Raw genomic sequence first — 22,204 nt, 5'->3', positions numbered from 1 at the left:
GATGACCTCGGAGCCTTACGAGAACGTCTCCTCCTCGGCGAGCGGATTCGATCGAGCACTGGATGCGGGCAACGGCATCGTGCGCTTCGCACCCGCCTGGGTTCCCAGGGCGTTCTGCACTCCCGGCCGCCGCATCCGCCTGCACCCCGACGACTACTTCCCCTTCCAGCAGACCCGCGGCGGCGTCGACGAGCGCTGGCTCGCCTCCACCGTGCGCGCCGACAACGGCCCGCTCACCGGCCCGTGGGAGGGCCTCAGCCTCGTGGTCGACCCCGACGGCGGCCTGCTGCCCTTCGACGAGTTCGTGTCGCACCACAAGGCCGAGGTCATCGGCTCCCGCCTGCAGGAGAAGTTCGGCGGCTGGACGATGTACTCGAAGTTCTACGACAACCTGCAGCCGCTGCCCTTCCACGTGCACCACAGCGACGAGAAGGCCGCGCTGGTCGACAAGGTCGGAAAGCCGGAGGCCTACTACTACTCGCCGCACATGAACAACTACACCGGCGACCAGGCCGTGTCGTTCCTGGGCCTCCAGCCGGCTACGACCCGCGAGCAGTTGAAGGAGCGCCTCGAGCGCTTCACCCGCGGCGGTGACAACCGCATCACCGACTACTCCCTCGGCTACCGCACCCAGCTCGGCACCGGATGGGACATCCCCTCGGGCGTGCTGCACGCCCCCGCGAGCATCTGCACCTACGAGCCCCAGTCGGCCAGCGACGTGTTCTGCATGTGCGAGTCGTGGAGCAACAACCGCGAGGTGCCCGAGGAGCTGCTCTGGAAAGACGTTCCGCACGAGCACCACGGCGACTACGACTTCGTGCTCGACCTGCTCGACTGGGAGAAGAACGTCGACGCCGACTTCGTGGCGAACCGCTTCATGCGCCCCTACGCCACGGAAGCCTCGGCGGCCGACGGCGGCTCGGCCTACGTCGAGAACTGGATCGTCTTCCGCTCCACCTCCTTCAGCGCGAAGGAGCTCACCGTGAAGCCCGGCCAGACCGTCACCATCACCGATCAGGACGCCTACGGCGCCATCGTGGTGCAGGGGGCGGGCACCTTCGGTGACCACGACGCCCAGGCCGCCACGCTCATCCGCTTCGGCCAGCTCAGCCAGGACGAGTTCTTCGTGTCGGAGAAGGCGGCCCGCGCCGGCGTCACCATCTCGAACCGCAGCGCCACCGACGACCTCGTGGTGCTGAAGCACTTCGGGCCCGAGAACCAGGAGCTGGGGCACATTGGCTGACATCTTCGGAACAGCGCTGCCCGAGGCGCTGCCCCGCATCGGCTCGCTGGAGCAGGTGGCCAGGGTCGACCGCTTCGTCGAGGACGACGGTCCGGCCCGGGGCGCCCGGCGCTTCAGGGTGGTCAACGGCGGCGGGCTCGAGTTCGACGTGCACCCCGACCGCGGTCTCGACATCGGTGCCGCTTCATACAACGGGGTGCCGCTGGCGTGGATCTCGTCGACCGGCATCACCCGGCCCGACGCCTACGAGCCCGAGGGCCGCGGCTGGCTGCGCACCTTCGGCGGCGGCCTGGTGACCACCTGCGGCCTCGACAGCTTCGGCCCACCGGCCGACGACGAGGCCGGTGTGGTCGGGATGCACGGACGCATCGGCAGCATCCCGGCTCGCGTCGGCGAGGTGACCGCCACCCCCGAGATCGTGGCCGTGGGCGGCCAGGTGCGGCAGACCGCCGTGTTCCACGAGAACCTGGTGCTCACCCGCCGCATCTGGTCGGAGGTGGGGTCGAACTCGTTCACCATCGACGACACCGTCACCAACGAGGGCGAGAACCCGAGCCCGCACATGGTGCTCTACCACGTGAACCTCGGCTGGCCCCTGCTCGAGGCCGGCACCACCGTCGACATCCCGGCCCGCAGCGTCGTGCCGCGCGACCCGGATGCGGTGGAGGGCTTCGAGGAGCGCACCCGCATCGGCGAGCCGACCGTCGGGTTCCGTGAGCAGGTCTACATCCACGAGGCGGGCGACGAGCGCGTGGCGCGCGTGGTGAACCCCACCCGCGGCATGGCGCTCACCCTCCGGTACTCCGACACCCTCCCGGCGGTCTTCCAGTGGAAGCTCACCGCCACGAAACACTTCGTGCTCGGCCTGGAGCCGGCGAACACGCCGGAGATTCAGGGCCGGGCTGCAGCCCGCGAGAACGGCCGGCTCCCCGAGCTCCAGCCCGGGGAGAGCCGCTCCTACTCCATCCAGATCGAGGTGACCGCATGACCGACACCACCCCACTGATGCAGCTGACCGGCGTGAGCAAGTCGTTCGGCGCCGTCAAGGCCCTCATCAGCGCCGATCTCACCCTCGAGGCGGGATCGATCCACGCGCTCGTGGGCGAGAACGGTGCCGGCAAGTCGACGCTGGTGAAGATCATCGGCGGTCTCTACCACCGCGACGACGGCGAGTTCACCCTCGAGGGCCAGAGCGTCGACTTCCACAACACGAAGGAGGCGAAGGAGGCGGGCATCGCGGTGATCTACCAGGAGCCCACCCTCTTCCCCGACCTCACGGTGGCCGAGAACATCTTCGTGGGCCGCCAGCCCTACACCCGCTTCGGCGGCCTCGACCGCGCCAAGATGCGCCGCGAGACCCTCGAGCTCACCCGCCGGCTCGGCGTGCCGATCGACCCCGAGCGCGAGGCGCGCGGGCTCTCGATCGCCGACCAGCAGGTGGTGGAGATCGCCAAGTCGATCTCGGTGGGCGCGAAGGTCATCATCATGGACGAGCCGACCGCGGCGCTCTCGGGCGTGGAGGTCGACCGGCTGATGGGCATCGCCCGGCAGCTGCGCGACGAGGGCCGCGGGCTCATCTTCATCTCGCACCGCTTCGACGAGGTGTTCTCGCTCTGCGACACCATCACCGTGATGCGCGACGGCACCTACATCGCCACCAACAAGGCGGCCGAGGTCACCGAAGACGCGATCATCCGCCAGATGGTGGGCCGCAGCGTGGAGAACCTCTTCCCGAAGCAGGAGACCACCATCGGCGAGCCCGTGCTCGAAGTGAAGAACCTCACCAGCGCCGGGGTGTTCGACGACGTGAGCTTCACCGTGCGCTCGGGCGAGATCGTGGCCTTCGCCGGACTCGTCGGCGCGGGGCGCAGCGAGATCGCCCGCGCCGTGTTCGGCGTCGACCGCTACGACTCCGGATCGGTCTCGATCGGCGGCAAGGCGGTTCCGCCCAAGAACCCGATGGCCGCCATGCGGCTCGGGATGGGCTTCGTTCCCGAAGACCGGCGCAAGCAGGGTCTCGCGATGGCGGCCGGGGTGCAGCAGAACATCACCCTCGCCATCCGCGAGAACCTGGCGAAGTTCGGCTTCATCACCTCGTCGCTCGAGGAGCCGGCGGCGCGCACCTGGGCATCGCGGCTGCAGGTGAAGACGCACGCGCTCGACACCGAGGCCTCGATGCTCTCCGGCGGCAACCAGCAGAAGGTGGTGCTCGGCAAGTGGCTCGCCACGCAGCCGAAGTTCCTCATCGTCGACGAGCCCACCCGCGGCATCGACGTGGGCACCAAGTCCGAGGTGCACCGCCTGCTCTCCGAGCTCGCCGGCACGGGCGTCGCCCTGCTCATGATCTCGTCGGAGCTGCCCGAGGTGCTCGGCATGGCCGACCGCGTGCTCGTGGTGCGCGAGGGCCGCATCACCGCGGAGCTCTCCCGAGAACAGGCCACCCCCGAGAACGTCATGTACGCCGCGACCCACGCCACCGAAGAAGGGGAGGCCGCCGCATGAGCGTCACCCACAGCGTCCCGCCCGTCGAGGCGGGCAGATCCTGGATCCAGAAGCTGCTGAGAGCCCGCGAGTTCGGCCTGGTCGTGCTCATCATCGCGCTCGTCGCGGTGACGGCGGCCATCCAGCCGACCTTCGTCTTCTCCGACGGCGGGTGGCGCGAGCTGCTGCGGCAGCCGACCATCCTCATCCTCATCGCCATCGGCGAGGCGATCGTCATCATCACGAGGAACATCGACCTCTCGGTCGGCTCGATCCTCTGCCTCTCCACCTACACCTCCGGATTCCTGTTCGCGAACGTGGAGGGCATGCCGATCCCGCTGGTGGTGCTCATCGGTGTCGCGCTGGGCGCGTTCCTCGGTCTCATCAACGGTCTGCTCGTGGCCTTCCTCAAGGTGCCATCGCTCGTGATCACCCTGGGAACGCTGTACGCCTACCGGGGCATCGCGATCCTCTGGATCGGACCGCACTTCATCCGTTCGAGCTGGCTGCCCCCCGAGTTCCGCCAGTTCGGCACCACGCCCTTCCTCACCATCCCGCTGCTGCTGATCGTGGTGCTCATCGTGGTGCTGCTGGTCGGCTGGTTCATGACGAGCCGGCGGGCGGGACGTGACCTCTACGCGCTCGGCTCGAACCCCGAGGCGGCGACGCTCTTCGGTCTCAGCGAGCGTCGGCTCACGCTCACCGCCTTCACCACCAGTGGTGCCCTCGCGGGTCTCGCGGGCCTGGTCTACCTGGCCATCTACGCCACGGGAGACGCGAAGGTCGGCACGGGCTACGAGCTCGAGGCGGTGGCGGCCGCGGTGGTCGGCGGCGTCGCGATCGTCGGCGGCTCCGGCACCATCTGGGGCGTCGCGCTCGGCGCCTTCTTCCTCGCCACCATCTCCAGCGCCCTCCCGGTACTCGGAGTGCCGAGCCTCTGGCAGCAGGCGCTGGTGGGTCTGTTCATCGTGGGTGCGATCCTGCTCGACCGCATCCTGTTCATCACCCGCACCCGGCGGGCCAAGAGAAGCGGGAGCGCATCATGACCGCCGCCACGACCACCGCGCCCACCGACGCCACGCGCTACCTGCGCCACGGCCGGCCGCTCTGGCGCCGCGCGCTGCTGCGGCCGGAGTCGGTCATCATCCTGGCGATCGTGCTGCTGCTCATCGTCGGCACGCTCACCGTGCCGTTCTTCGCGCAGCCGTACACCTACCAGACGATGATCCTCAACGCCGCCCCGGTGCTCATCATGCTGCTGCCGGTGACGCTCATCATCATCACGGGCGACATCGACCTCTCGGTGGGCTCCATCCTCGGGTTCTCGAGCGCGCTGTTCGGCCTGGCCTTCCAGGCCGGCGTGCCGGTCGGGCTCGCCGCGGTCATCGGCGTGGTGGCCGGTGGTCTCGTCGGCGTGCTCAACGGGGTGCTCGTGACGGTGGTGGGGCTGCCGAGCCTCGCGGTCACGATCGGTACCCTGGCGCTGTTCCGCGGCATCGCGGTCGGGTTGCTCGGCACCACCTCCATCACCGACTTCCCGGCCGAGATCCCGCGGTTCCTCACCGCCCCGCTGCTCGGGCTGCCGTTCCCGGTGGTGACCGTGGCGATCATCGTGCTCGCCATCGCGTTCGGGCTGCTGCTGCACTTCACGCCGTTCGGCCGAGGGGTGTTCGCCATCGGCCTGAGCCCCGAGAACGCCGCGTTCTCGGGCGTGCCGGTGAACCGCACCCGCCTCATCCTGTTCGTGCTGAGCGGGCTGGTCGCCGGAGCCACCGGGGTGTACTTCACGCTCCAGTACTCCAACGCCATCGGCACCAACGGCTTCGGCTTCGAGCTGCAGGTGGTGACCGCCATCGTGCTCGGCGGCGTCTCGATCTGGGGCGGCAAGGGAACCCTGCTCGGCGCCCTCGCCGGCGGCCTCCTCATCGCGGCCCTCAACAAGACTCTCCAGCTGGCCGGAATCGGCTCCGACACCATCAGCATCGTCACCGGTGCTGCTCTCATCTTCTCCGTCGTCGTGGCGAGCATCGCGGGATTCATCTCGCGGCGCCGACGGTCGAAGGCCTCCGCGGTCACCGCGGCGGCATGACATCCATCCATCCATCACGAGTCACACACCTGCACCACACACCGCAAGGGAAGGAAGAACAATGAGGTTCACATCACGCGGGTTCTCCCGCAAGGCCGTCCTCGGGGCCACCGCGCTCGCCGCGTCGGCGCTGCTGCTGGCCGGCTGTGCCGGCGGAGGCACCACCGGGTCGACCGACAGCGCGGGAGGCGGTGACGCGAGCGTCACCTTCATCCCGAAGAGCCTCGGCAACAAGTACTTCGAGGCCTCCGACAAGGGTGCCGCCGAAGGCGCCGAGGAGCTGGGCATGACGTTCAAGGAGGAGGGACCCACGGCGACCGGCTCGGCCGACCAGGTGCCCTTCATCCAGACCGCCATCCAGACCGGCCAGAAGGCGATCGCGATCGCCGCGAACGACCCCACCGCCGTCTGCAACGACCTCTCGCAGGCGCAGAGCCAGGGCATCAAGGTCGTCGCCTACGACACCGACACCGACTGCCGCGACGTGTTCGTCAACCAGGCGACCGTCGACGGCATCGCCGAGGGTCTCGTGCAGCTGACCGCCGACCACCTCGGAGACGAGGGCGGCACCATCGCCATCCTCTCCGGTGGCGCGAACGCGGCCAACCTCAACGCGTGGGTCGACGCGATCCAGGCGCTGATCGAGAAGGACCACCCGAACATCACGGTGGCCAAGGTCGCCTACGGTGACGACCAGGACGAGAAGGCCTACCAGGAGGCCCAGGGCCTCATGCAGTCGATCCCCGACCTCAAGGCCATCATCGCCCCCGACACCGTCTCGGTGAAGGAAGCGGCCCACTACCTCGCCGACACCCCGGAGTACCAGGGCAAGGTGTGGGTGACCGGCCTCGGTCTCCCCAGCGAGATGGCGGAGTACGTGAACAGCGGCATCGTCGAGCAGTTCGGCCTGTGGAACCCCGAGGACCTCGGCTACCTGGCCTCCTACGCGGCTGACGCGCTCATCAACGGCACCATCACCGGTGCCGAGGGCGACACCTTCGAGGCGGGCAAGCTCGGCGAGTACACCGTCGGCGAGAACGGCGAGATCGTGCTCGGCCCGATGTTCGTGTTCGACAAGGACAACGTGGGCGACTTCTCGTTCTAGTCGTTCTCTGACACCGATCAGCCAGAACCGGGGCCCGTGACGCATCGCGCGTGGCGGGCCCCGGCTCACCCCGAGAGGAGGCCGGCCCATGGCGACCATCCGCGACGTCGCAGTGCGCGCCGGCGTCTCCGCGGGCACGGTGAGCAACGTGCTCAACCGGCCCAGCTACGTGGCCGCCGAGACCCGCGAGCGGGTGCTCGACGTGATCGCCGACCTCGGCTTCAGCCCCACCCAGCAGGCGCGCCGGTTCCGCACCGGGCGCCAGCGCACCCTCGGCCTCGCGCTGGCCGACCTCGCGAACCCCTTCTTCGTCGACGTGGCGCTCGGCGCCGAGAGCGAGGCGAAGAGCCTCGGCGTGGGCGTCGTCATGATCCACAACGGTGAAGACGCCGCGCGCGAGCAGCACAACCTCGACATCCTCGTGCAGCAGCGGGTGCACGGCATCATCATCACCCCCGTGCACGAAGACGACCCCAAGCTCGACAAACTGGATGCGCGGGGCATCCCGCTCGTCTACGTCGACCGGGTCTCCTCCACCTCGCCGCGGTGCTGGGTGAAGACCGACGACGCGGCCGGCGGGCGCATCGCCGGCGAACACGTCGTGGGCCTCGGTCACCGCAGGCTCGCCTTCGCGGGCAGCTTCGGGGAGACCACCCAGACCGACCACCGCTTCGAGGGCTTCGAACGGGCGGCACGGGCCGCCGGCGTCGTTCCTGAGCGCATCCCCACCGAGTCGTGGCAGATCGAGGACGGCAGGCGCGTCGGCGCCCTGCTCGCCGAACGGCCACGGGCCGAGCTGCCCACCGCCGTCATGTGCGTGAACGACCTCATCGCGCTCGGCATCCTGCTCGAGTTCGCCCGCCACGGCATCAGCGTGCCCGGCGACGTGTCGGTCGTCGGCTTCGACGACCTCACCTGGGCGGGAGCGGCCGCCGTTCCGCTCACCACCGTGCGTCAGCCACGCGAAGAACTCGGGCGCGAGGCCGTGCGGCTGCTGCTCGACGAGATCGACCGCGGCGACGAGCACCGGCACGGACACGTGCTGCTCGAGCCCGAGCTCGTGGTGCGGTCGTCGACGGCACCGCCCGGGCGCTGAACACCCTCATCCGAACCCCCATCGAAGGACACACCCCATGGCAACCACCTGGCAGCCCGAACTCGTGAGCGACGAGCTCGTCGCCCTCACCACCACGCTCGGCGACCCCGCGAAAGACCTCGTCATCCTCGCCGAGGGCAACACCTCCGAGCGCCTGCCCGACGGGCGGATCGTGGTGAAGGCCTCCGGCTCGTACATGTCGTCGGCCACGCGCGACGACTTCGTGGTGACCGAGGTGGAGCCGCTCATCGCGATGATGGAGGACGCCTCGAAGACGCAGGAGGACCTCACGGCGCTCCTCGACGCGGGGGTGCAGTCCGGGGCGCGTCGCCGCGGGTCGATCGAGACGCTCGTGCACGCCGCCGTGCAGTCGGTGGCGCCGACGGCGTTCGTGGCGCACACGCACCCCACCCCGGTGGTGGGGCTGCTCGCGAGCGTGCACGCCGAGACGGCGTTCGACGAGTGGGTGTACTCCGACGAGGCCGTGGTGATCGGGGTGCCGCTGTTCGTGCCGTACGCTGCTCCGGGCATCGACCTCGGGCGGGTGTTCCTGTCGCGGCTGCGCGAGTACACCGAGAAGCGCGGCGAGCTGCCGTCGTCGATCGTGCTCGGCAACCACGGCATGGTGGCGGTGGCGGGCAGCGCGCAGGCGGCGGAGGCGATCACGCTCATGACCGTGAAGGGCGCGCGGGTGCGTCTCGACGCGCTGTCGATCGGCGGGGTGCAGGGGCTCGGTGACGACACCGTGGCGCACTACTTCGAGCGCACCGACATGGTGGAGCGGCGCAAGAACCTGGCGGGCACGGCCTGATGACGGGTGCGGGTGCGGGTGCGGGTGTCGGCGCGGGTGCCGGTGCGCGCTTGCGCGCCGTGTTCTGCGACGTCGGTGGGCCGATCTACGACGACGAGAACTTCGTGGCCGCCGTGCTCACCGCGCTCGACGAGCTGCGGGCGGCCGACGGGCTCGGCCCGGCCGACCGCGGGGCCTTCCGGGTGCTCTACGACCGCAGCCGTGCGGCGCAGGGCGTCTCGCTGCGCGGAGCGCTGGCAGAGGAGTTCCTCGGGTCGGCGTCTCGGCGCGGCGAGCTGCACGAGCGCACGCGCGAGCACTGGTTCCACCCGCCGGGAACTCTCTACGACGACGTGCTGCCGTTCTTCCGCTCCCTGCGCGAGGTGGCCGAGTCGCTCGGTTCGCCCGTGGCGGTCGGGGTGCTGGCCAACCAGGAGGCGCCGGTCGTCGAGGCGCTCGAGCGCGACGGCGTCGCCCCTTATATAGACGTGTGGGGGGTATCGGCGATCGTGGGCTACGAGAAGCCGTCGCCGGAGCTCTTCCGCTGGGCGCTCGACGCCGCCGGAGTGCAGCCGCACGAGGCCGTGCACATCGGCAACCGCCTCGACACCGACGTGCGGCCGGCCGCGGCGCTCGGGCTCGGCACCGTGTGGGTGCTGCGGGGGGAGGCTCCCGACGAGCCGACCGCGGAGCAGCTGGCCGAACCCGACATCGCGGTGCCCGGCCTCGAGGGGCTGGCGCCGCGCCTGGAGTCGCTCGTCGCCTCGCGGGGTGCGGCGTGAGAGGCGGTTCTGCCGGGACTGCGGGGAGCCGCCCGTGACCGTCGTACTGGGCATCGACCTCGCCACCGCCGACGTGCGGGTGCAGGCCGTCGACGTGGAGACGGGGGCGGCGCTCGCCGAGCGCAAGGCGCCGCTGCCCGTGCGCGCGGCCGGCGAGCCCGGTGCGGAGCCGGGAGCGCGGCAGCAGCCCGCACGGCACGGTGATCTGGCGCGCGACCTCGTCGCGGCGGTGGCGCACGACCTCGGTGGCCGCGCCCGTGAGGTGCGGGCGCTCTCGATCACGGGCACCTCGGGCACCGTGGTCCCCGCCGACGACGCGGGCCGGCCGCTCGGCGACGCCGTGCTCTACGACGATCCGCGCGGGGCCGCCGAGCTCCGCCGGCTCGCCGAGGCGGGCCTCACCCGCCGCCCGCTGGCCGCGCTCGCCCGCGCCTCCTGGATGCACACCGAGGCTGTGGCGCAGCGTGCGCCCTCACCCGCCGCTCGCGCGCTCGCCGCTCCTGGTGTGCTGCCCTCCGACGGCCTCCCCGCTCGCTACCTCTTCACCCCCGACATCGTCGCCGCGGCGCTCGCCGGGCGCCTGCTCCCGTCCGACACCTCGCACGCGCTGAAGAGCGGCATCGACCCGGTCACCGCCACCTGGGACGACGCGGCGCTCGCCGCCCTCGACCTCCCCCGCGAGGTGCTGCCCGACCTCCTGCGACCCGGCACCGTCATCGGCGAAGTCGCCGACCCCGGCACACTCGGCCTCCCCGAGGGTGTGCTCATCGTGGCGGGCATGACCGACGGCTCCACCGGCCAGATCGCCACCGGCGCCGTCGCGGCCGGCGACACCGTCGGCGTGCTCGGCACCACTCTCGTGCTCAAGGCCGTCTCGGCCCACGAGGTGATCGACACTGCCGCGGGCATCTACTCCCACGGCTCGCCCGACGGCCTGTTCTGGCCGGGCGGCGCCTCCAACACCGGTGCCGGAGTGCTGCGCACCGGTCTCACCGAGGGCATCGACCCCGCCGACCCGGTGGTCGCCGCCGCCATCGAGGCTCTCGGCCCGGCGCCCGTGGTCACCTACCCGCTGGCGCGACGGGGCGAGCGCTTCCCGGTCGCCGACCCGGCCTTCGCGGGGTTCTCGGCCGACCTCCACGGCCATGCGCGGGATGCGGCGACGCCGGTCGAGCGCTTCCGTGCGGTGTTCGAGGGGGTCGCCTTTGTCGAGCGCCTCGGACTCGAGCGACTCGCGGCCCTCGGCGTCGAGCAGAGCCGCCACCACCTCGCCGGCGGCACCTCGGCCAGCGCGCTGTGGAACCGCATCCGGGCCTCGGCCCTCGCCTGCCCGGTCGTGGTGGTGGAGGGTGCGGGCAGTGTGCGGGGAGCGGCGGCGCTGGCGGCCTCGGCGCTGCCGGGCGCGGGCACCCTCGCCGAGATCGCCGAGCGCTTCTCGGGCGTGCGCACCGAGGTCGACCCCGACGAGCGCCTCAGCGCCGAACTCGAGCGCCGCTATCTCGTGTTCTGCGAGCGGATCGCTTGCGCATCCGGGGGCCCGATCGTATAGTGAAACGATTCATTTCGGCTGCGGAACGGTCCACGGCCATGATGCAAAGGAATTCCAATGGTGCAGTTCAGTGACATCGCATCCGAGCTCGAGCGGCAGGCCATCGAGCTGCCCAGCTGGGCCTTCGGCAACTCGGGAACCCGCTTCCGCGTGTTCGGCACCCCCGGCACCCCGCGCACGCCCGAGGAGAAGATCGCCGACGCGGCCCAGGTGAACGCCTACACCGGCCTCGCCCCGAAGGTGGCCATCCACATCCCGTGGGACAAGGTCGACGACTACGCCGCCCTGCGCTCCTACGCCAACGACCTCGGGGTCGACCTCGGCACCGTCAACTCCAACACCTTCCAAGACGAGGCCTACAAGTTCGGCTCGCTGAGCTCGGGCGAGGCCTCGGTGCGCCGCAAGGCGATCGACCACCACCTCGAGTGCATCGAGATCATGCACCAGACGGGCTCGCGCGACCTCAAGATCTGGCTCGCCGACGGCACCAACTACCCGGGTCAGGGCGACATCCGCTCGCGGCAGGACTGGCTGGCCGAGTCGCTGCGCGAGATCTACGACGCGCTCGGCGACGAGCAGCGTCTCGTGCTCGAGTACAAGTTCTTCGAGCCGGCGTTCTACCACACCGATGTTCCCGACTGGGGCACCTCCTACGCGCACGTGACCGCGCTCGGCCCCAAGGCGTTCACCTGCCTCGACACCGGTCACCACGCGCCGGGCACGAACATCGAGTTCATCGTGGCGCAGCTGCTGCGGCTCGGAAAGCTCGGTTCCTTCGACTTCAACTCCCGCTTCTACGCCGACGACGACCTCATCGTCGGCTCGGCCGACCCGTTCCAGCTGTTCCGCATCCTCTACGAGGTGGTGCGCGGCGGCGGCTACGACGTCGACTCGCCCGTGGCCTTCATGCTCGACCAGTGCCACAACATCGAGGAGAAGATCGTCGGTCAGCTGCGCAGCGTGCTCAACGTGCAGGAGATGACCGCCCGCGCCCTCCTCGTCGACCGCGCCGCGCTGCTCGAGGCGCAGAACGCCAACGACGTGCTCGGTGCCAACGCCATCCTCATGGACGCCTTCTACACGGATGTGCGCCCCGACCTCGCCGCCTGGCGCGAGTCGCGCGAGCTGCCGGCCGATCCGATCGCGGCGTTCAAGGCCTCCGGTTACCAGGAGAAGATCGTGGCCGAGCGCGCCGGTGGCGTGCAGGCCGGCTGGGGCGCGTAGCCCGCGGGGCTCTGCGCCCCTCCTCGATTTCCGCCGTGCGCTGTGGTGGGTGGCACGGCGGAATCCTCTTCCTCTCACACCGTGTCTCCCTCATCCCTCTCCCCTCATGACAGCGAGCCGCCGATGACCAGCCGTCTCCCGCATCCGGAGCCCCGCCGATGACCGCCGCGGTCGCCGCCGTCGACCTCGGAGCCACCAGCGGCCGGGTGATGCTCGGCTACGTGGGGCACGACGAGATGCGGCTCGTGCCCGTCGCCCGGTTTCCCAACCAGCCGGTGCGCACGGTCGACGGGCTGCACTGGAACATCCTGGAGCTGTACCGCAGCGTGATCGCCGGGCTCACCTCGGCGGTGCGCGAGGAGCCGGGGGTCAGCAGCATCGGCATCGACTCCTGGGCGGTCGACTACGCGCTGCTGCGCGGTGACCGGATGCTCGGGGCGCCCTTCCACTACCGGGACGACCGCACGGCTCGGGGAGTGGAGCTCGTGCACGAGGTGGCGCCGTTCGAGGAGCTGTACCGGGCCAACGGGCTGCAGTTCTTGCCGTTCAACACGCTGTACCAGCTCGCGGCCGATCGCGACGGTGGGTGGCTGGATGCGGCCGACACCGCGTTGCTCGTGCCCGATCTGCTGGCGTTCCAGCTCACGGGGGAGAGGCGGGCCGAGGCGACGAACGCGTCGACCACGGGGCTCGTGGATGTGGCGACGGGGGAGTGGAACGAGGGGCTGATCGCGCGGCTCGGATTGCCGAGGCGGCTGTTTCCGCCGCTGGTGCGGCCGGGCGCTGTGGTGGGGGAGCTGCTGCCGTCGGTGCGGGCGGAGCTCGGGCTGGGGTCGGGCGCGGGCGCTGGTGCTGCCGGGCCGTCGCTGCCCGTCATCGCGATCGGGTCGCACGACACGGCGTCGGCCGTGGTGGCCGTACCTGCGACGGCGCCCGACTTCGCGTACATCTCGAGCGGCACGTGGTCGCTCGTGGGTGTGGAGCTAGAGCATCCGGTGGTCACCGACGCCAGCCGGGAGGCCAACTTCACCAACGAGGGCGGCGTCGACGGGCGTGTGCGGTTCTTGCAGAACGTGTCGGGGCTGTGGTTGCTGAGCGAGTCGGTGCGCACCTGGGAGCGGGAGGGCGGCGAGTCCCTCGACCTGCCGACGCTGCTGTCGCAGGCGGCGGCGGTCGCGCATCCGGTGGGAGTGTTCGCGGCGGGTGACCCCGTGTTCATCGCGCCGGGGGACATGCCGGGGCGGATCGCTGGGTGGTTCGGGTCGCGGGGTCTGCGGGCGCCGTCGGGGCGGGCCGAAGTGGTGCGGAGCATCCTGGAGAGCCTCGCGGAGGCGTATGCCGTGTCGATCCGTACGGCGGTCGAGCTGTCGGGCGCCGCGGTGTCGGTGGTGCACGTGGTGGGTGGCGGCTCGCAGAACGAGCTGCTGTGCCAGCTGACCGCCGACCGCACGGGGCTGCCCGTGCTCGCCGGGCCGGTGGAGGCGACCGCGATCGGCAACGTGCTGGTGCAGGCCCGCGCTCGGGGGCTCGTGTCGGGCTCGCTCGAGGCGCTCCGCGCCCTCGTTGCGCGCACCCACCCGCCGCGCCGGTACCTCCCGCGCCCCGCGCGCTGACGCGCCCGGCACCACCCCGCGATCCGCCAGAAATCCTTCGATGAAGGCGCGAATGTGCAGACTTTCTGGCGGATCGTGAGGGATTGGGATGGGTCAGAGCTGGGGGGTGGGGGAGGGTTCGGATGCGGTGAGCGGGGGATCGGCGGGTGGGGCACCGCGGCGGCGGGCGGTGAGCACGACGCCGATGGAGGCGGCCATGACGAGGGCGATGGCGGCGAGCTGCGGGAGGGTGAGCAGCTGGTGCAGCACGAGGAGGCCGGCGAGGGCGGCGACGGCTGGCCCGAGGCTGGAGAGCACGCCGAACACGCGGGCGGGCATGGACTTCAGGGCGATGAACTCGAGGGCGTAGGGCACCGCCGAGGTCACGAGCGCCACTCCCGCGAACACGGCGAGCAGCCACGGCGCGCCGACCACCGCCGTCGTCGCGGGCACCGCGCCGAGCGGAACGACGATCACCGCGGCGACCACCATCGCGAGCGCGATGCCGTCGACGCCCTGCACCCGCGGGCCGAGTTTCGACGACGCCACGATGTAGAGCGCCCAGAACGCCGCGGCCGCCGCCGCGAGCGCGAGCCCGGCGAGCGAGAGTCCGCCGCTCGACTCGAGACCGAGCAGAGCGACACCGCCGAGGGCCAGCAGCACCCAGAGGGCGTCGAGGGGGCGCCGGATGCCCGCGGCCGCGACCGCGAGCGGGCCGAACAGCTCGACGGTGACGGCGACCCCGATCGGGATCTCGGCGATCGCGAGATAGATGAGGCAGTTCATGCCGGCCAGTCCGACGCCGAGCAGCACGATGCCGAGCCAGGTGCGCGCATCCCGCCCCCGCAGCGACGGGCGCACGACCGCCACGAGGATGACGGCGGCGAAGGCCAGTCGCATCGCCGCCGCGCCCAGCGGGCCGACCTGGGCGAAGAAGGATCCCGCGAAGGCGTTGCCGAACTGCACGCTGAAGATCGCGGCGACGGCGAGCAGCGGGGCGGGGATCGTGGGGCGGGACATCGCTCCTAGTATCGCCCGGCGAGGGCGTGGTACTGTGGTCGGACCACATGGTCAGACCACAGGAGGAGGCGCGGTGAGCGATCGGTCGGTGTCGGCGCGTGCTCTCGCCGCTGCTCCGGATGCGGGGCTGATTTCAGCGTCGCCGGCCGACATCCACGGCGGCGGTCGCGCGTGGGAGACCGTGCTCCGCCGCATCGAGGCCGATCTCGTGTCGGGCGCCCTCGCCCCCGGCGACCACTTGCCCGCCGAACGCACGCTCGCCGTCGAACTCGGTGTCGGCCGCTCCTCGGTGCGGGAGGCGCTGCGCGTGCTCGAGGTGATGGGCCTCATCCGCACCGGCACAGGCTCGGGCCCGCAGTCGGGCGCGGTCATCGTCGCGCGCCCCTCCGGCGGCATGGCGGTATTCCTGCGGCTGCAGGTGGCGGCGCAGGGGTTCTCGGTGCCCGACGTGGTGGCGGCGCGCGTGGCCCTCGAGTCGGAGATCGTGGCTGCGCTCGCGGTGCGGGTGGCGGATGCGGATGCGGAGTCCGACTCCCTGCTGGCTCCCGTCCGCGAGCTGTTGGCTGCGATGGAGGCGGTCGGCGCGGTCGGCACGGATGACGGCGCCGGCGCGCGCGAGGGCGAGCTGCGAGACGAGTTCCTCTCGCTCGACCAGGGTTTCCACGCGGCGCTGGCCGACGCATCCGGCAACGCGGTCATCGCGGCGATGATGACCGGGCTCCGCGACTCGATCGAGTCCTACGTGCGTGCCGGTGCGGACTCACTGCCCTCGTGGCCTGTCACGCGTGCTCGGCTCCAGGCCGAGCACCGAGCCGTCGTCGACGCCGTCGCTGCGGGAGATCCCGCACTCGCGAGCGCGCTGGTGCGCGCGCACATCCTCGAGTACCACGCCGAGACCCTCGTCGCATCTCCACCCCACACCCCGACCACCGACTAGGAGCCCCCATGGTTCAGCGCAGAATCCCGAAGATCAAAGACCTCGCCCCGCTCATGCAGTTCAAGGCGCCCGAACTCAACGCGAAGAAGCGCCGGCTCGACTCGGCGCTCACGGTGTGGGACCTGCGGGCCATCGCGAAGCGCCGCACGCCGAAAGCCGCCTTCGACTACACCGAGGGCGCGGCAGAGGCCGAGATCAGCCTGCAGCGGGCGCGGCAGGCGTTCGAGGACATCCAGTTCACCCCGTCGATCCTCCGCGACGTCTCCACGGTCTCGACCGGGTGGGACGTGCTCGGCGCGCCCGTGTCGATGCCGTTCGGCATCGCGCCGACGGGGTTCACGCGCATGATGCAGACCGAGGGCGAGGTCGCAGGCGCCGGTGCGGCCGGTGCGGCGGGCATCCCGTTCTCGCTGTCGACCATGGGCACGACCGCCATCGAAGACGTGAAAGCGGCCAACCCGACGGGGCGCAACTGGTTCCAGCTCTACATGTGGAAGGACCGGCCGCGCTCGATGGCGCTCGTCGAGCGCGCGGCGGCGGCCGGGTTCGACACGCTGCTCGTCACGGTCGACGTGCCGGTCGCGGGCGCGCGGTTGCGTGACAAGCGCAACGGGTTCTCCATCCCGCCGCAGCTCACCGCGGGAACCGTCATCAACGCCATCCCGCGGCCGGAGTGGTGGATCAACTTCCTCACCACCGAGCCGTTGTCCTTCGCGTCGCTCGACCGCTGGTCGGGCACCGTGGGCGAACTGCTCGACTCGATGTTCGACCCCACGGTCACCTTCGACGACCTCGCGTGGATCAAGGAGCAGTGGCCGGGCAAGGTCGTGGTGAAGGGCGTGCAGTCGCTCGCCGACGCACGGCGGCTCGCCGAGCTCGGGGTCGACGGCATCACGCTCTCGAACCACGGTGGGCGGCAGCTCGACCGGGCGCCGATCCCGTTCCACCTGCTGCCCGAGGTGGCGCGCGAGTTCGGTAAGGACTACGAGGTGCACCTCGACACGGGCATCATGTCGGGCGCCGATATCGTGGCGTCGGTGGCGCTGGGGGCGCGGTTCACGCTCGTGGGGCGGGCGTACCTGTACGGACTGATGGCCGGCGGGCGCGAGGGTGTGGACCGCATGATCGCGATCCTGTCGGAGCAGATCACGCGCACGATGCGGCTGCTCGGGGTGAACGCGCTCGAAGAGCTGAACCCGTCGCACGTGACGCAGCTCGAGCGCCTCGTTCCGCGCGCGGTGTCGCCCGCCGCCCTCGCGGCCGCGGAGCGCGCCGGCGCCTGACCCGCCCCTGCTGCGGCGCACCAAAGTAGCCTCTCCTCAGGGCCTAAGATGAGGTAACCTCCCTTCATGACGAGGCCCTGGAGCGACAGCCAGCTGCGGCGCCTCGGCACGTGCCTCAAACATGATCGAGAGGTACCGGCGACTCTTCCGAACTATGTCGACGTCATGCTCTGGTACAACGAGCTTGCCGCCAGCGTGCAGAAGAGCATCCGAGACCTCGACTGGAGCAGTCTCCTCGACACCCGTACGCCGAACATCACCTCTCGCGGAAAGACGAGAGACACCCTCGTGCAGAAGCTACGGCGAGAGGAGTCGATCCCTCTGCACCGGGTGCAGGACATCGCGGGCGTCAGGTTCGAGGCCGACATGACTCTCGACGAGCAGATGGCGGTCGCAGTGGCGATCGCGGGCGTGTTCGGGTTGCGGCCCGAGTCGGAATACATCCACGACCTGCGGGATGCGCACCACTCGGGCTATCGGGCCGTGCATGTCTGGATCCAGACGACAGGCAGAGTAGAAGTGCAGGTACGGACGACTCTGCAAGGCGAGTGGGCGAACATGTACGAGCGTGCGGCCGACGTGCTGGGCAGGGGTATTCGCTATGGACAGGTGCCGCGCGAAGAGCCGGCCCGCACTCTAGTGGAGCAACTGCAGGAGCTCTCCTACGACAGGGTGCGGAGCATCGAGCGCCAGAGGAATGAGATTCATCTCCTGGAACTCAACATCGCCCAGAAGCAGAAGACGCCACGCGCGGAGGCGTTCTTTCGATCAGGCTCCGATGAGGAAGCAGGCGGTAGTCTGGAGTCGCTCCGAGCGACCGTCCTCCAGATGCAACACGAACTGCGCACCCAGATCAATGCTATGGAGAGAGCGTTCGCGGGAATGCGACATGAAGGAGAGGGCTAGCCGATGCCTGGATTCGTGGTCGAGTACCACCGCCGGAGCGGGGAGTGGTCGGTTCAGGAGTTCCCCGGACCCGATGGTCATCGTGATGCGCTTCTCGAGAGGCTGAAGCGAGAAGACGCTCGAGTCGATGACGATGTGGAGATCGTCTCGTTGAACAGCGATTCGTTCGAGACCGTCCGTCGCACCCATGCCCGGTACTTCGCCGGACACGAGCTCCAGCGCAGCTGACGCGGGGCCGCTCCGAGAACCGCACTCACGCCCCCGGGTCGGCCTCGAACCGGTACCCCATCCCCGCCTCGGTGAGGATGTGCACCGGCCGCGACGGGTCGGCCTCGAGTTTTTTGCGCAGCTGCCCTATATAGAGGCGCAGGTACCCCGTCTCCCGCACGTCGGCCGTTCCCCAGATCTGCGTGAACAGGTCGGCGTGCGTCACGAGCCGGTGCGGGTTGCGCACGAGCAGCTCGAGGATCTTCCACTCCGTCGGCGTCAACCGCACCGACCCGCGCACCCCCTCCCGCGTCACGAGGTGCGCGGCGAGGTCGATCGTCACGTCGCCGATCGTCACCACGGGCGCCGGCGCGGTCGAGGCGGCCGGTGTGCGCCGGGTGAGTGCACGCACGCGCGCGAGCAGTTCGTCGATGGCGAACGGCTTCGTCACGTAGTCGTCGGCCCCCGCGTCGAGCGCGTCGACCTTGTCGGCCGAGTCGGTGCGCCCCGACACCACGAGGATGGGCACGGCCGACCACCCGCGCACCGCCTTGATCACCTCCACCCCGTCGAGCTCGGGCATGCCGAGGTCGAGCACGAGCAGGTCGGGGGGATGCGCGGCCGCGGCCGCGATCGTCTCCCGCCCGTCGGCGGCGGTCTCGACCTCGTGCCCGAGCGCGCCGAGCGTCACCCGGAGGGCGCGCAGGATCTGCGGGTCGTCGTCGGCGATGAGGATTCTCACGACGCGGCCCTGAGGGTGATGACCATCGTCGAACCTCCGCCGGGGGTCTCTTCGAACTCGAGCGTGCCGTCCATACCCTCCACGAAACCGCGGGAGAGCGCCAGCCCCAATCCGAGACCGGTCGTGTTGTCGGTGTCGCCCGACCGCTGGAACGGGAGGAAGATGTCGTCGCGCCGCTCGGCCACCACCCCCGGCCCCCGGTCGATCACCCTGATCTGCACCGAGCCGTGGAACTCGGAGGCGGCCACGACGACCCGCTCGCCCGCCGGCGAGTACCGGAGCGCGTTCGAGAGCAGGTTCACCAGTACCCGCTCGAGCAGCACCGGGTCGGCGACGACGGCCGGCAGCTCGGCGGGCAGATCGATCTCGACGGAGTCGGGCCCGACTCCGAGCTCGTCGAGCGTCGACGGAACGAGGTCGGCGAGATCGACGCTCTGCGGGGTGACGGCGAGCACACCGGCCTGCACACGGCTCACGTCGAGCAGGTCGGTGAGCAGCTCGGTGAGCGACCGCAGTCCCGTCTCCGCGGTGTCGAGCAGTTCGTCGCGGTCGGCGGCCGAGAGCGAAGAACCGGATGCGCGGAGCCCGGTGACCGCGGCGGTCGCGGCCGCGAGGGGGCGGCGCAGGTCGTGCCCCACCGCTGCGAGCAAGGCGCTGCGCACCCGGTCGGCGGCGGCGAGCGGTGCCATCTCGCGCGCGGCCTGTTCGAGGTCGGCCTGCTCGAGCGCCGAGGCGAGCTGCGCCACGATCACCGCGAGCAGCCGTCGGTCGCTCGATCGCAGTGGCCGCCCCACCAGCTCGAGCACCGCCGTGTCGTTCACCGGCACCCGGTCCACCCGCATCCCGTGCGCCGCCGCGGCACCGTCTCTCGTTCCGGAATCAGGGTCACCCGCATCCGGGTCATCCACATCCGGGTCATCCGCATCCGGGGCCGTCTCCTCCCCGGCCGACGCGACTTCCTGCCCCGCCACCGCGAGCCGCACCTCGGTCAGCCCGAAGGCCTCGCGGGTGCGCGTCACGAACGCCTGCAGCGCATCCCGCCCCCGCAGCACTTCGCCCGCCACGCTCGCCACCAGCTCCGACTCGGCCGACGACCGTCGCGCCGCCCGCATCCGTCGCGCGGCCTGGTCGACTACGATCGACACGAGCACCGCGATCACCACGTAGAGCACCAGCGCGAGCAGGTGCAGCGGCTCGTCGACCGTCACCGTGTAGAGCGGGTCGACGAAGAAGTAGTCGAGAGTCAGCCCGCTGAGCACCGCCGCGAACAGCGCCGGCCAGATGCCGCCGACGAGCGCCACCACCACGGTGAGCAGCTGGTAGCTCAGCACGTCGGAGGTGATCGACTCGCCCGACCTGAAGACGGTCAGCAACCACGTGAGCAGCGGCCCGCCCGCCAGCGCGAGCGCGAAGCCCAGGATGCGCCGCCTCAGAGTCAGAGACCCGTGCGGCCGGGGCAGGGCGAACCGGCCACCCGCGGCGGAGTGCGTGACGATGTGCACGTCGATGTCGCCGGACTCGCGGACGACGGTCGCCCCGATGCCGGGACCCGTGAGCAGCGCGGCCAGGCGCGAGCGGCGGCTCACCCCGATGACGAGCTGCGTGGCGTTCGCGCTGCGGGCGAACTGCACGAGGGCCTCGGGAATGTCGTCGCCGACGATCTGGTGATAGGTGCCGCCGAGGGATTCGACCAGGGTGCGCTGCGCCGCGAGCGCGCGCGGGTCGGGGCCGCGCAGCCCGTCCTGGCTCACCACGTGCACCGCGGCGAGACGACCCCCGGCGGAGCGGGCGGCGATCCTGGCCCCGCGCCGGATGAGCGTCTCGCCCTCGGGCCCGCCGGTGAGCGCCACGACGACGCGCTCCCTGGCCTCCCACTTCTCGCCGATGCCGTGTTCGGCGCGGTACTTCTGTAGGGCGGAGTCGACCTCGTCGGCGAGCCAGAGCAGGGCGAGCTCGCGCAGCGCCGTGAGGTTGCCGAGCCTGAAGTAGTTCGAGAGCGCGGCATCGATGCGCGCGGCCGGGTACACCACACCCTCGGCGAGGCGGTCGCGGAGCGCCTGCGGGGCCAGGTCGACGACCTCGATCTGATCCGCGGCCCGCAGCACCGCATCCGGAACCGTCTCGCGCTGCGGCGCGCCCGTGATCTGCTCGACGACGTCGTTCAGCGACTCGATGTGCTGGATGTTCACCGTCGTGATGACGTCGATGCCGGCGTCGAGGAGGGTGTCGACGTCGCGCCAGCGCTTCTCGTGCCGGCTGCCGGGCGCGTTGGTGTGGGCGAGCTCGTCGACGAGGGCCACGTCGGGGGCGCGGGCGATGACGGCGTCGAGGTCCATCTCGTCGAGGGAGACGCCGCGGTGCTGAACGAGGCGCCTCGGTACCGCTTCGAGGCCGAGTGTCATCGCCTTCGTCGCCGCGCGCCCGTGGGTCTCGACCACGGCGATCACCACGTCGCGGCCGGCCGACTTGAGGCGCCGGCCCTCTTCGAGCATGGTGTAGGTCTTGCCCACACCCGGCGCGGCGCCGAGCAGCACTCTCAGCCGTCCCTGCTTCACGACCTCACACTAACCGCGAGCGGGGCGCATCCCGTCAGGATTCGGGCCCGCCGCCGTTCGGATTCCGTGAGGATCGCCGTGCGGCCGACGGCCGCGGCGTAGACCTCCGGATGTGACACTCACGACGATCCTCCCCAGCCTGCGCACCACCCTCCCCGACCCGATCGCGCTCGACCGCTGGCCGGAGCAGACGCACCCCACGGTCGACGACGTGGTCGTGGGCGGTGTCTCGCTGCGGCGCCTCGTCGACATCTGCGAGACGCCCTGCGTGCACGTCGCCGCCGCGGTGGTGCCCGGATCGGGCGGGCGCCCCTCCGACCGGGAGCAGGCGTCGGTCGTCGTGACGAAGGTGCTCGAGGTGACGGGCGACGGGATGCTCGTGCTCGACGCCGAGCTCTCGGAGGTCGCCGCACACTTCGACGAGGCCCGGTTGATCGGCAGGGCGTCGACGCGGAGGGCCACCGCGTTCGCCGTCGGGAACGGCGCCATGGTGCTGCCCGCCGATGTGCGTGCGGGCGACCTCGTCTCGGTCCCCTGCCGCGGCGCGGTGTGCTGCCGTCACCTGCGGGGGAGGGCGGTGGCATGACCCTCCTGCACTCGCTG

20 protein-coding genes are annotated in these 22,204 nt (G+C 70.8%); 17 read left to right on the top strand and 3 right to left on the bottom strand.

Annotated elements, in window-relative coordinates:
• Nucleotide 1: 1 nt before the first annotated feature.
• The 12 genes from N1031_RS03485 (at nucleotide 2) to N1031_RS03430 (ending at nucleotide 13,972) form a co-directional block, all read left to right on the top strand.
• Nucleotides 2-1,243, top strand: a complete 1,242-nt coding sequence (locus N1031_RS03485; protein ID WP_259478203.1) for a cupin domain-containing protein — start codon at nucleotides 2-4, stop codon at nucleotides 1,241-1,243.
• Nucleotides 1,236-2,231: an aldose 1-epimerase family protein gene (locus N1031_RS03480; RefSeq protein WP_259478202.1), complete on the top strand. Its 996-nt coding sequence runs from the start codon at nucleotides 1,236-1,238 to the stop codon at nucleotides 2,229-2,231. The genes N1031_RS03485 and N1031_RS03480 overlap by 8 nt, the downstream gene beginning before the upstream one ends.
• Nucleotides 2,228-3,745, top strand: coding sequence for a sugar ABC transporter ATP-binding protein (locus tag N1031_RS03475; RefSeq protein WP_259478201.1), 1,518 nt, complete (start codon nucleotides 2,228-2,230; stop codon nucleotides 3,743-3,745). Before N1031_RS03480 ends, N1031_RS03475 begins: the two co-directional genes overlap by 4 nt.
• The gene (locus N1031_RS03470) at nucleotides 3,742-4,770 is read left to right on the top strand and encodes an ABC transporter permease (protein WP_259478200.1); all 1,029 of its coding nucleotides are present in this window, start codon (nucleotides 3,742-3,744) and stop codon (nucleotides 4,768-4,770) included. The genes N1031_RS03475 and N1031_RS03470 overlap by 4 nt, the downstream gene beginning before the upstream one ends.
• Nucleotides 4,767-5,813, top strand: coding sequence for an ABC transporter permease (locus tag N1031_RS03465; RefSeq protein ID WP_259478199.1), 1,047 nt, complete (start codon nucleotides 4,767-4,769; stop codon nucleotides 5,811-5,813). The genes N1031_RS03470 and N1031_RS03465 overlap by 4 nt, the downstream gene beginning before the upstream one ends.
• Nucleotides 5,814-5,874: 61 nt before the next feature.
• Nucleotides 5,875-6,918, top strand: a complete 1,044-nt coding sequence (locus N1031_RS03460) for a rhamnose ABC transporter substrate-binding protein (protein ID WP_259478198.1) — start codon at nucleotides 5,875-5,877, stop codon at nucleotides 6,916-6,918.
• 88 nt (nucleotides 6,919-7,006) lie between these two features.
• A complete protein-coding gene (locus tag N1031_RS03455; RefSeq protein WP_259478197.1) occupies nucleotides 7,007-8,014 on the top strand; it encodes a LacI family DNA-binding transcriptional regulator in 1,008 nt (335 codons plus the stop codon).
• 37 nt (nucleotides 8,015-8,051) lie between these two features.
• A complete protein-coding gene (locus N1031_RS03450) occupies nucleotides 8,052-8,825 on the top strand; it encodes a class II aldolase/adducin family protein (RefSeq protein WP_259478196.1) in 774 nt (257 codons plus the stop codon).
• Nucleotides 8,825-9,586 carry an HAD family hydrolase gene (locus tag N1031_RS03445; protein ID WP_259478195.1) on the top strand — a complete coding sequence of 254 codons (762 nt, stop codon included), beginning with the start codon at nucleotides 8,825-8,827 and terminating at the stop codon, nucleotides 9,584-9,586. Before N1031_RS03450 ends, N1031_RS03445 begins: the two co-directional genes overlap by 1 nt.
• Nucleotides 9,587-9,620: 34 nt before the next feature.
• Nucleotides 9,621-11,135, top strand: a complete 1,515-nt coding sequence (locus N1031_RS03440; protein ID WP_259478194.1) for an FGGY-family carbohydrate kinase — start codon at nucleotides 9,621-9,623, stop codon at nucleotides 11,133-11,135.
• 57 nt (nucleotides 11,136-11,192) lie between these two features.
• Entirely contained in the window at nucleotides 11,193-12,359 is a 1,167-nt protein-coding gene (rhaI, locus tag N1031_RS03435) for an L-rhamnose isomerase (RefSeq protein WP_259478193.1), read from the top strand.
• 158 nt (nucleotides 12,360-12,517) lie between these two features.
• On the top strand, nucleotides 12,518-13,972 hold the full coding sequence (locus N1031_RS03430) for a rhamnulokinase (protein WP_259478192.1): 1,455 nt from the start codon (nucleotides 12,518-12,520) through the stop codon (nucleotides 13,970-13,972).
• Nucleotides 13,973-14,065: 93 nt separating this feature from the next.
• Here the strand turns inward: N1031_RS03430 and N1031_RS03425 are convergent, their stop codons facing one another.
• On the bottom strand, nucleotides 14,066-14,971 hold the full coding sequence (locus N1031_RS03425; RefSeq protein ID WP_259478191.1) for an EamA family transporter: 906 nt from the start codon (nucleotides 14,969-14,971) through the stop codon (nucleotides 14,066-14,068).
• Nucleotides 14,972-15,044: 73 nt separating this feature from the next.
• On the opposite strand from N1031_RS03425, the gene N1031_RS03420 reads away from it, so the two are divergent.
• From N1031_RS03420 to N1031_RS03405, 4 genes are all read left to right on the top strand, one after another.
• Nucleotides 15,045-15,908: a FadR/GntR family transcriptional regulator gene (locus tag N1031_RS03420; protein WP_310795662.1), complete on the top strand. Its 864-nt coding sequence runs from the start codon at nucleotides 15,045-15,047 to the stop codon at nucleotides 15,906-15,908.
• A gap of 8 nt (nucleotides 15,909-15,916) precedes the next feature.
• Nucleotides 15,917-17,191 carry an alpha-hydroxy acid oxidase gene (locus N1031_RS03415; protein ID WP_259478190.1) on the top strand — a complete coding sequence of 425 codons (1,275 nt, stop codon included), beginning with the start codon at nucleotides 15,917-15,919 and terminating at the stop codon, nucleotides 17,189-17,191.
• A gap of 66 nt (nucleotides 17,192-17,257) precedes the next feature.
• A complete protein-coding gene (locus N1031_RS03410; RefSeq protein WP_259478189.1) occupies nucleotides 17,258-18,097 on the top strand; it encodes a RelA/SpoT-related domain-containing protein in 840 nt (279 codons plus the stop codon).
• Between the two features lie 15 nt (nucleotides 18,098-18,112).
• Nucleotides 18,113-18,325, top strand: a complete 213-nt coding sequence (locus N1031_RS03405) for a hypothetical protein (RefSeq protein WP_259478188.1) — start codon at nucleotides 18,113-18,115, stop codon at nucleotides 18,323-18,325.
• Between the two features lie 25 nt (nucleotides 18,326-18,350).
• On the opposite strand, the gene N1031_RS03400 is transcribed toward N1031_RS03405, so the two are convergent.
• Nucleotides 18,351-19,046: a response regulator gene (locus N1031_RS03400; RefSeq protein ID WP_259478187.1), complete on the bottom strand. Its 696-nt coding sequence runs from the start codon at nucleotides 19,044-19,046 to the stop codon at nucleotides 18,351-18,353.
• Nucleotides 19,043-21,601, bottom strand: a complete 2,559-nt coding sequence (locus N1031_RS03395; RefSeq protein ID WP_259478186.1) for a DUF4118 domain-containing protein — start codon at nucleotides 21,599-21,601, stop codon at nucleotides 19,043-19,045. The genes N1031_RS03400 and N1031_RS03395 overlap by 4 nt, the downstream gene beginning before the upstream one ends.
• Nucleotides 21,602-21,713: 112 nt before the next feature.
• On the opposite strand from N1031_RS03395, the gene N1031_RS03390 reads away from it, so the two are divergent.
• Nucleotides 21,714-22,187, top strand: coding sequence for a hypothetical protein (locus N1031_RS03390; RefSeq protein WP_259478185.1), 474 nt, complete (start codon nucleotides 21,714-21,716; stop codon nucleotides 22,185-22,187).
• The last annotated feature ends 17 nt before the right edge of the window (nucleotides 22,188-22,204 follow it).

Source organism: Herbiconiux moechotypicola (assembly GCF_024979255.1).
Taxonomy (GTDB): domain Bacteria; phylum Actinomycetota; class Actinomycetes; order Actinomycetales; family Microbacteriaceae; genus Herbiconiux; species Herbiconiux moechotypicola.
The sequence above is the reverse complement of the archived record's forward strand: the minus strand, read 5'-3'. Positions and strand labels throughout refer to the sequence as shown.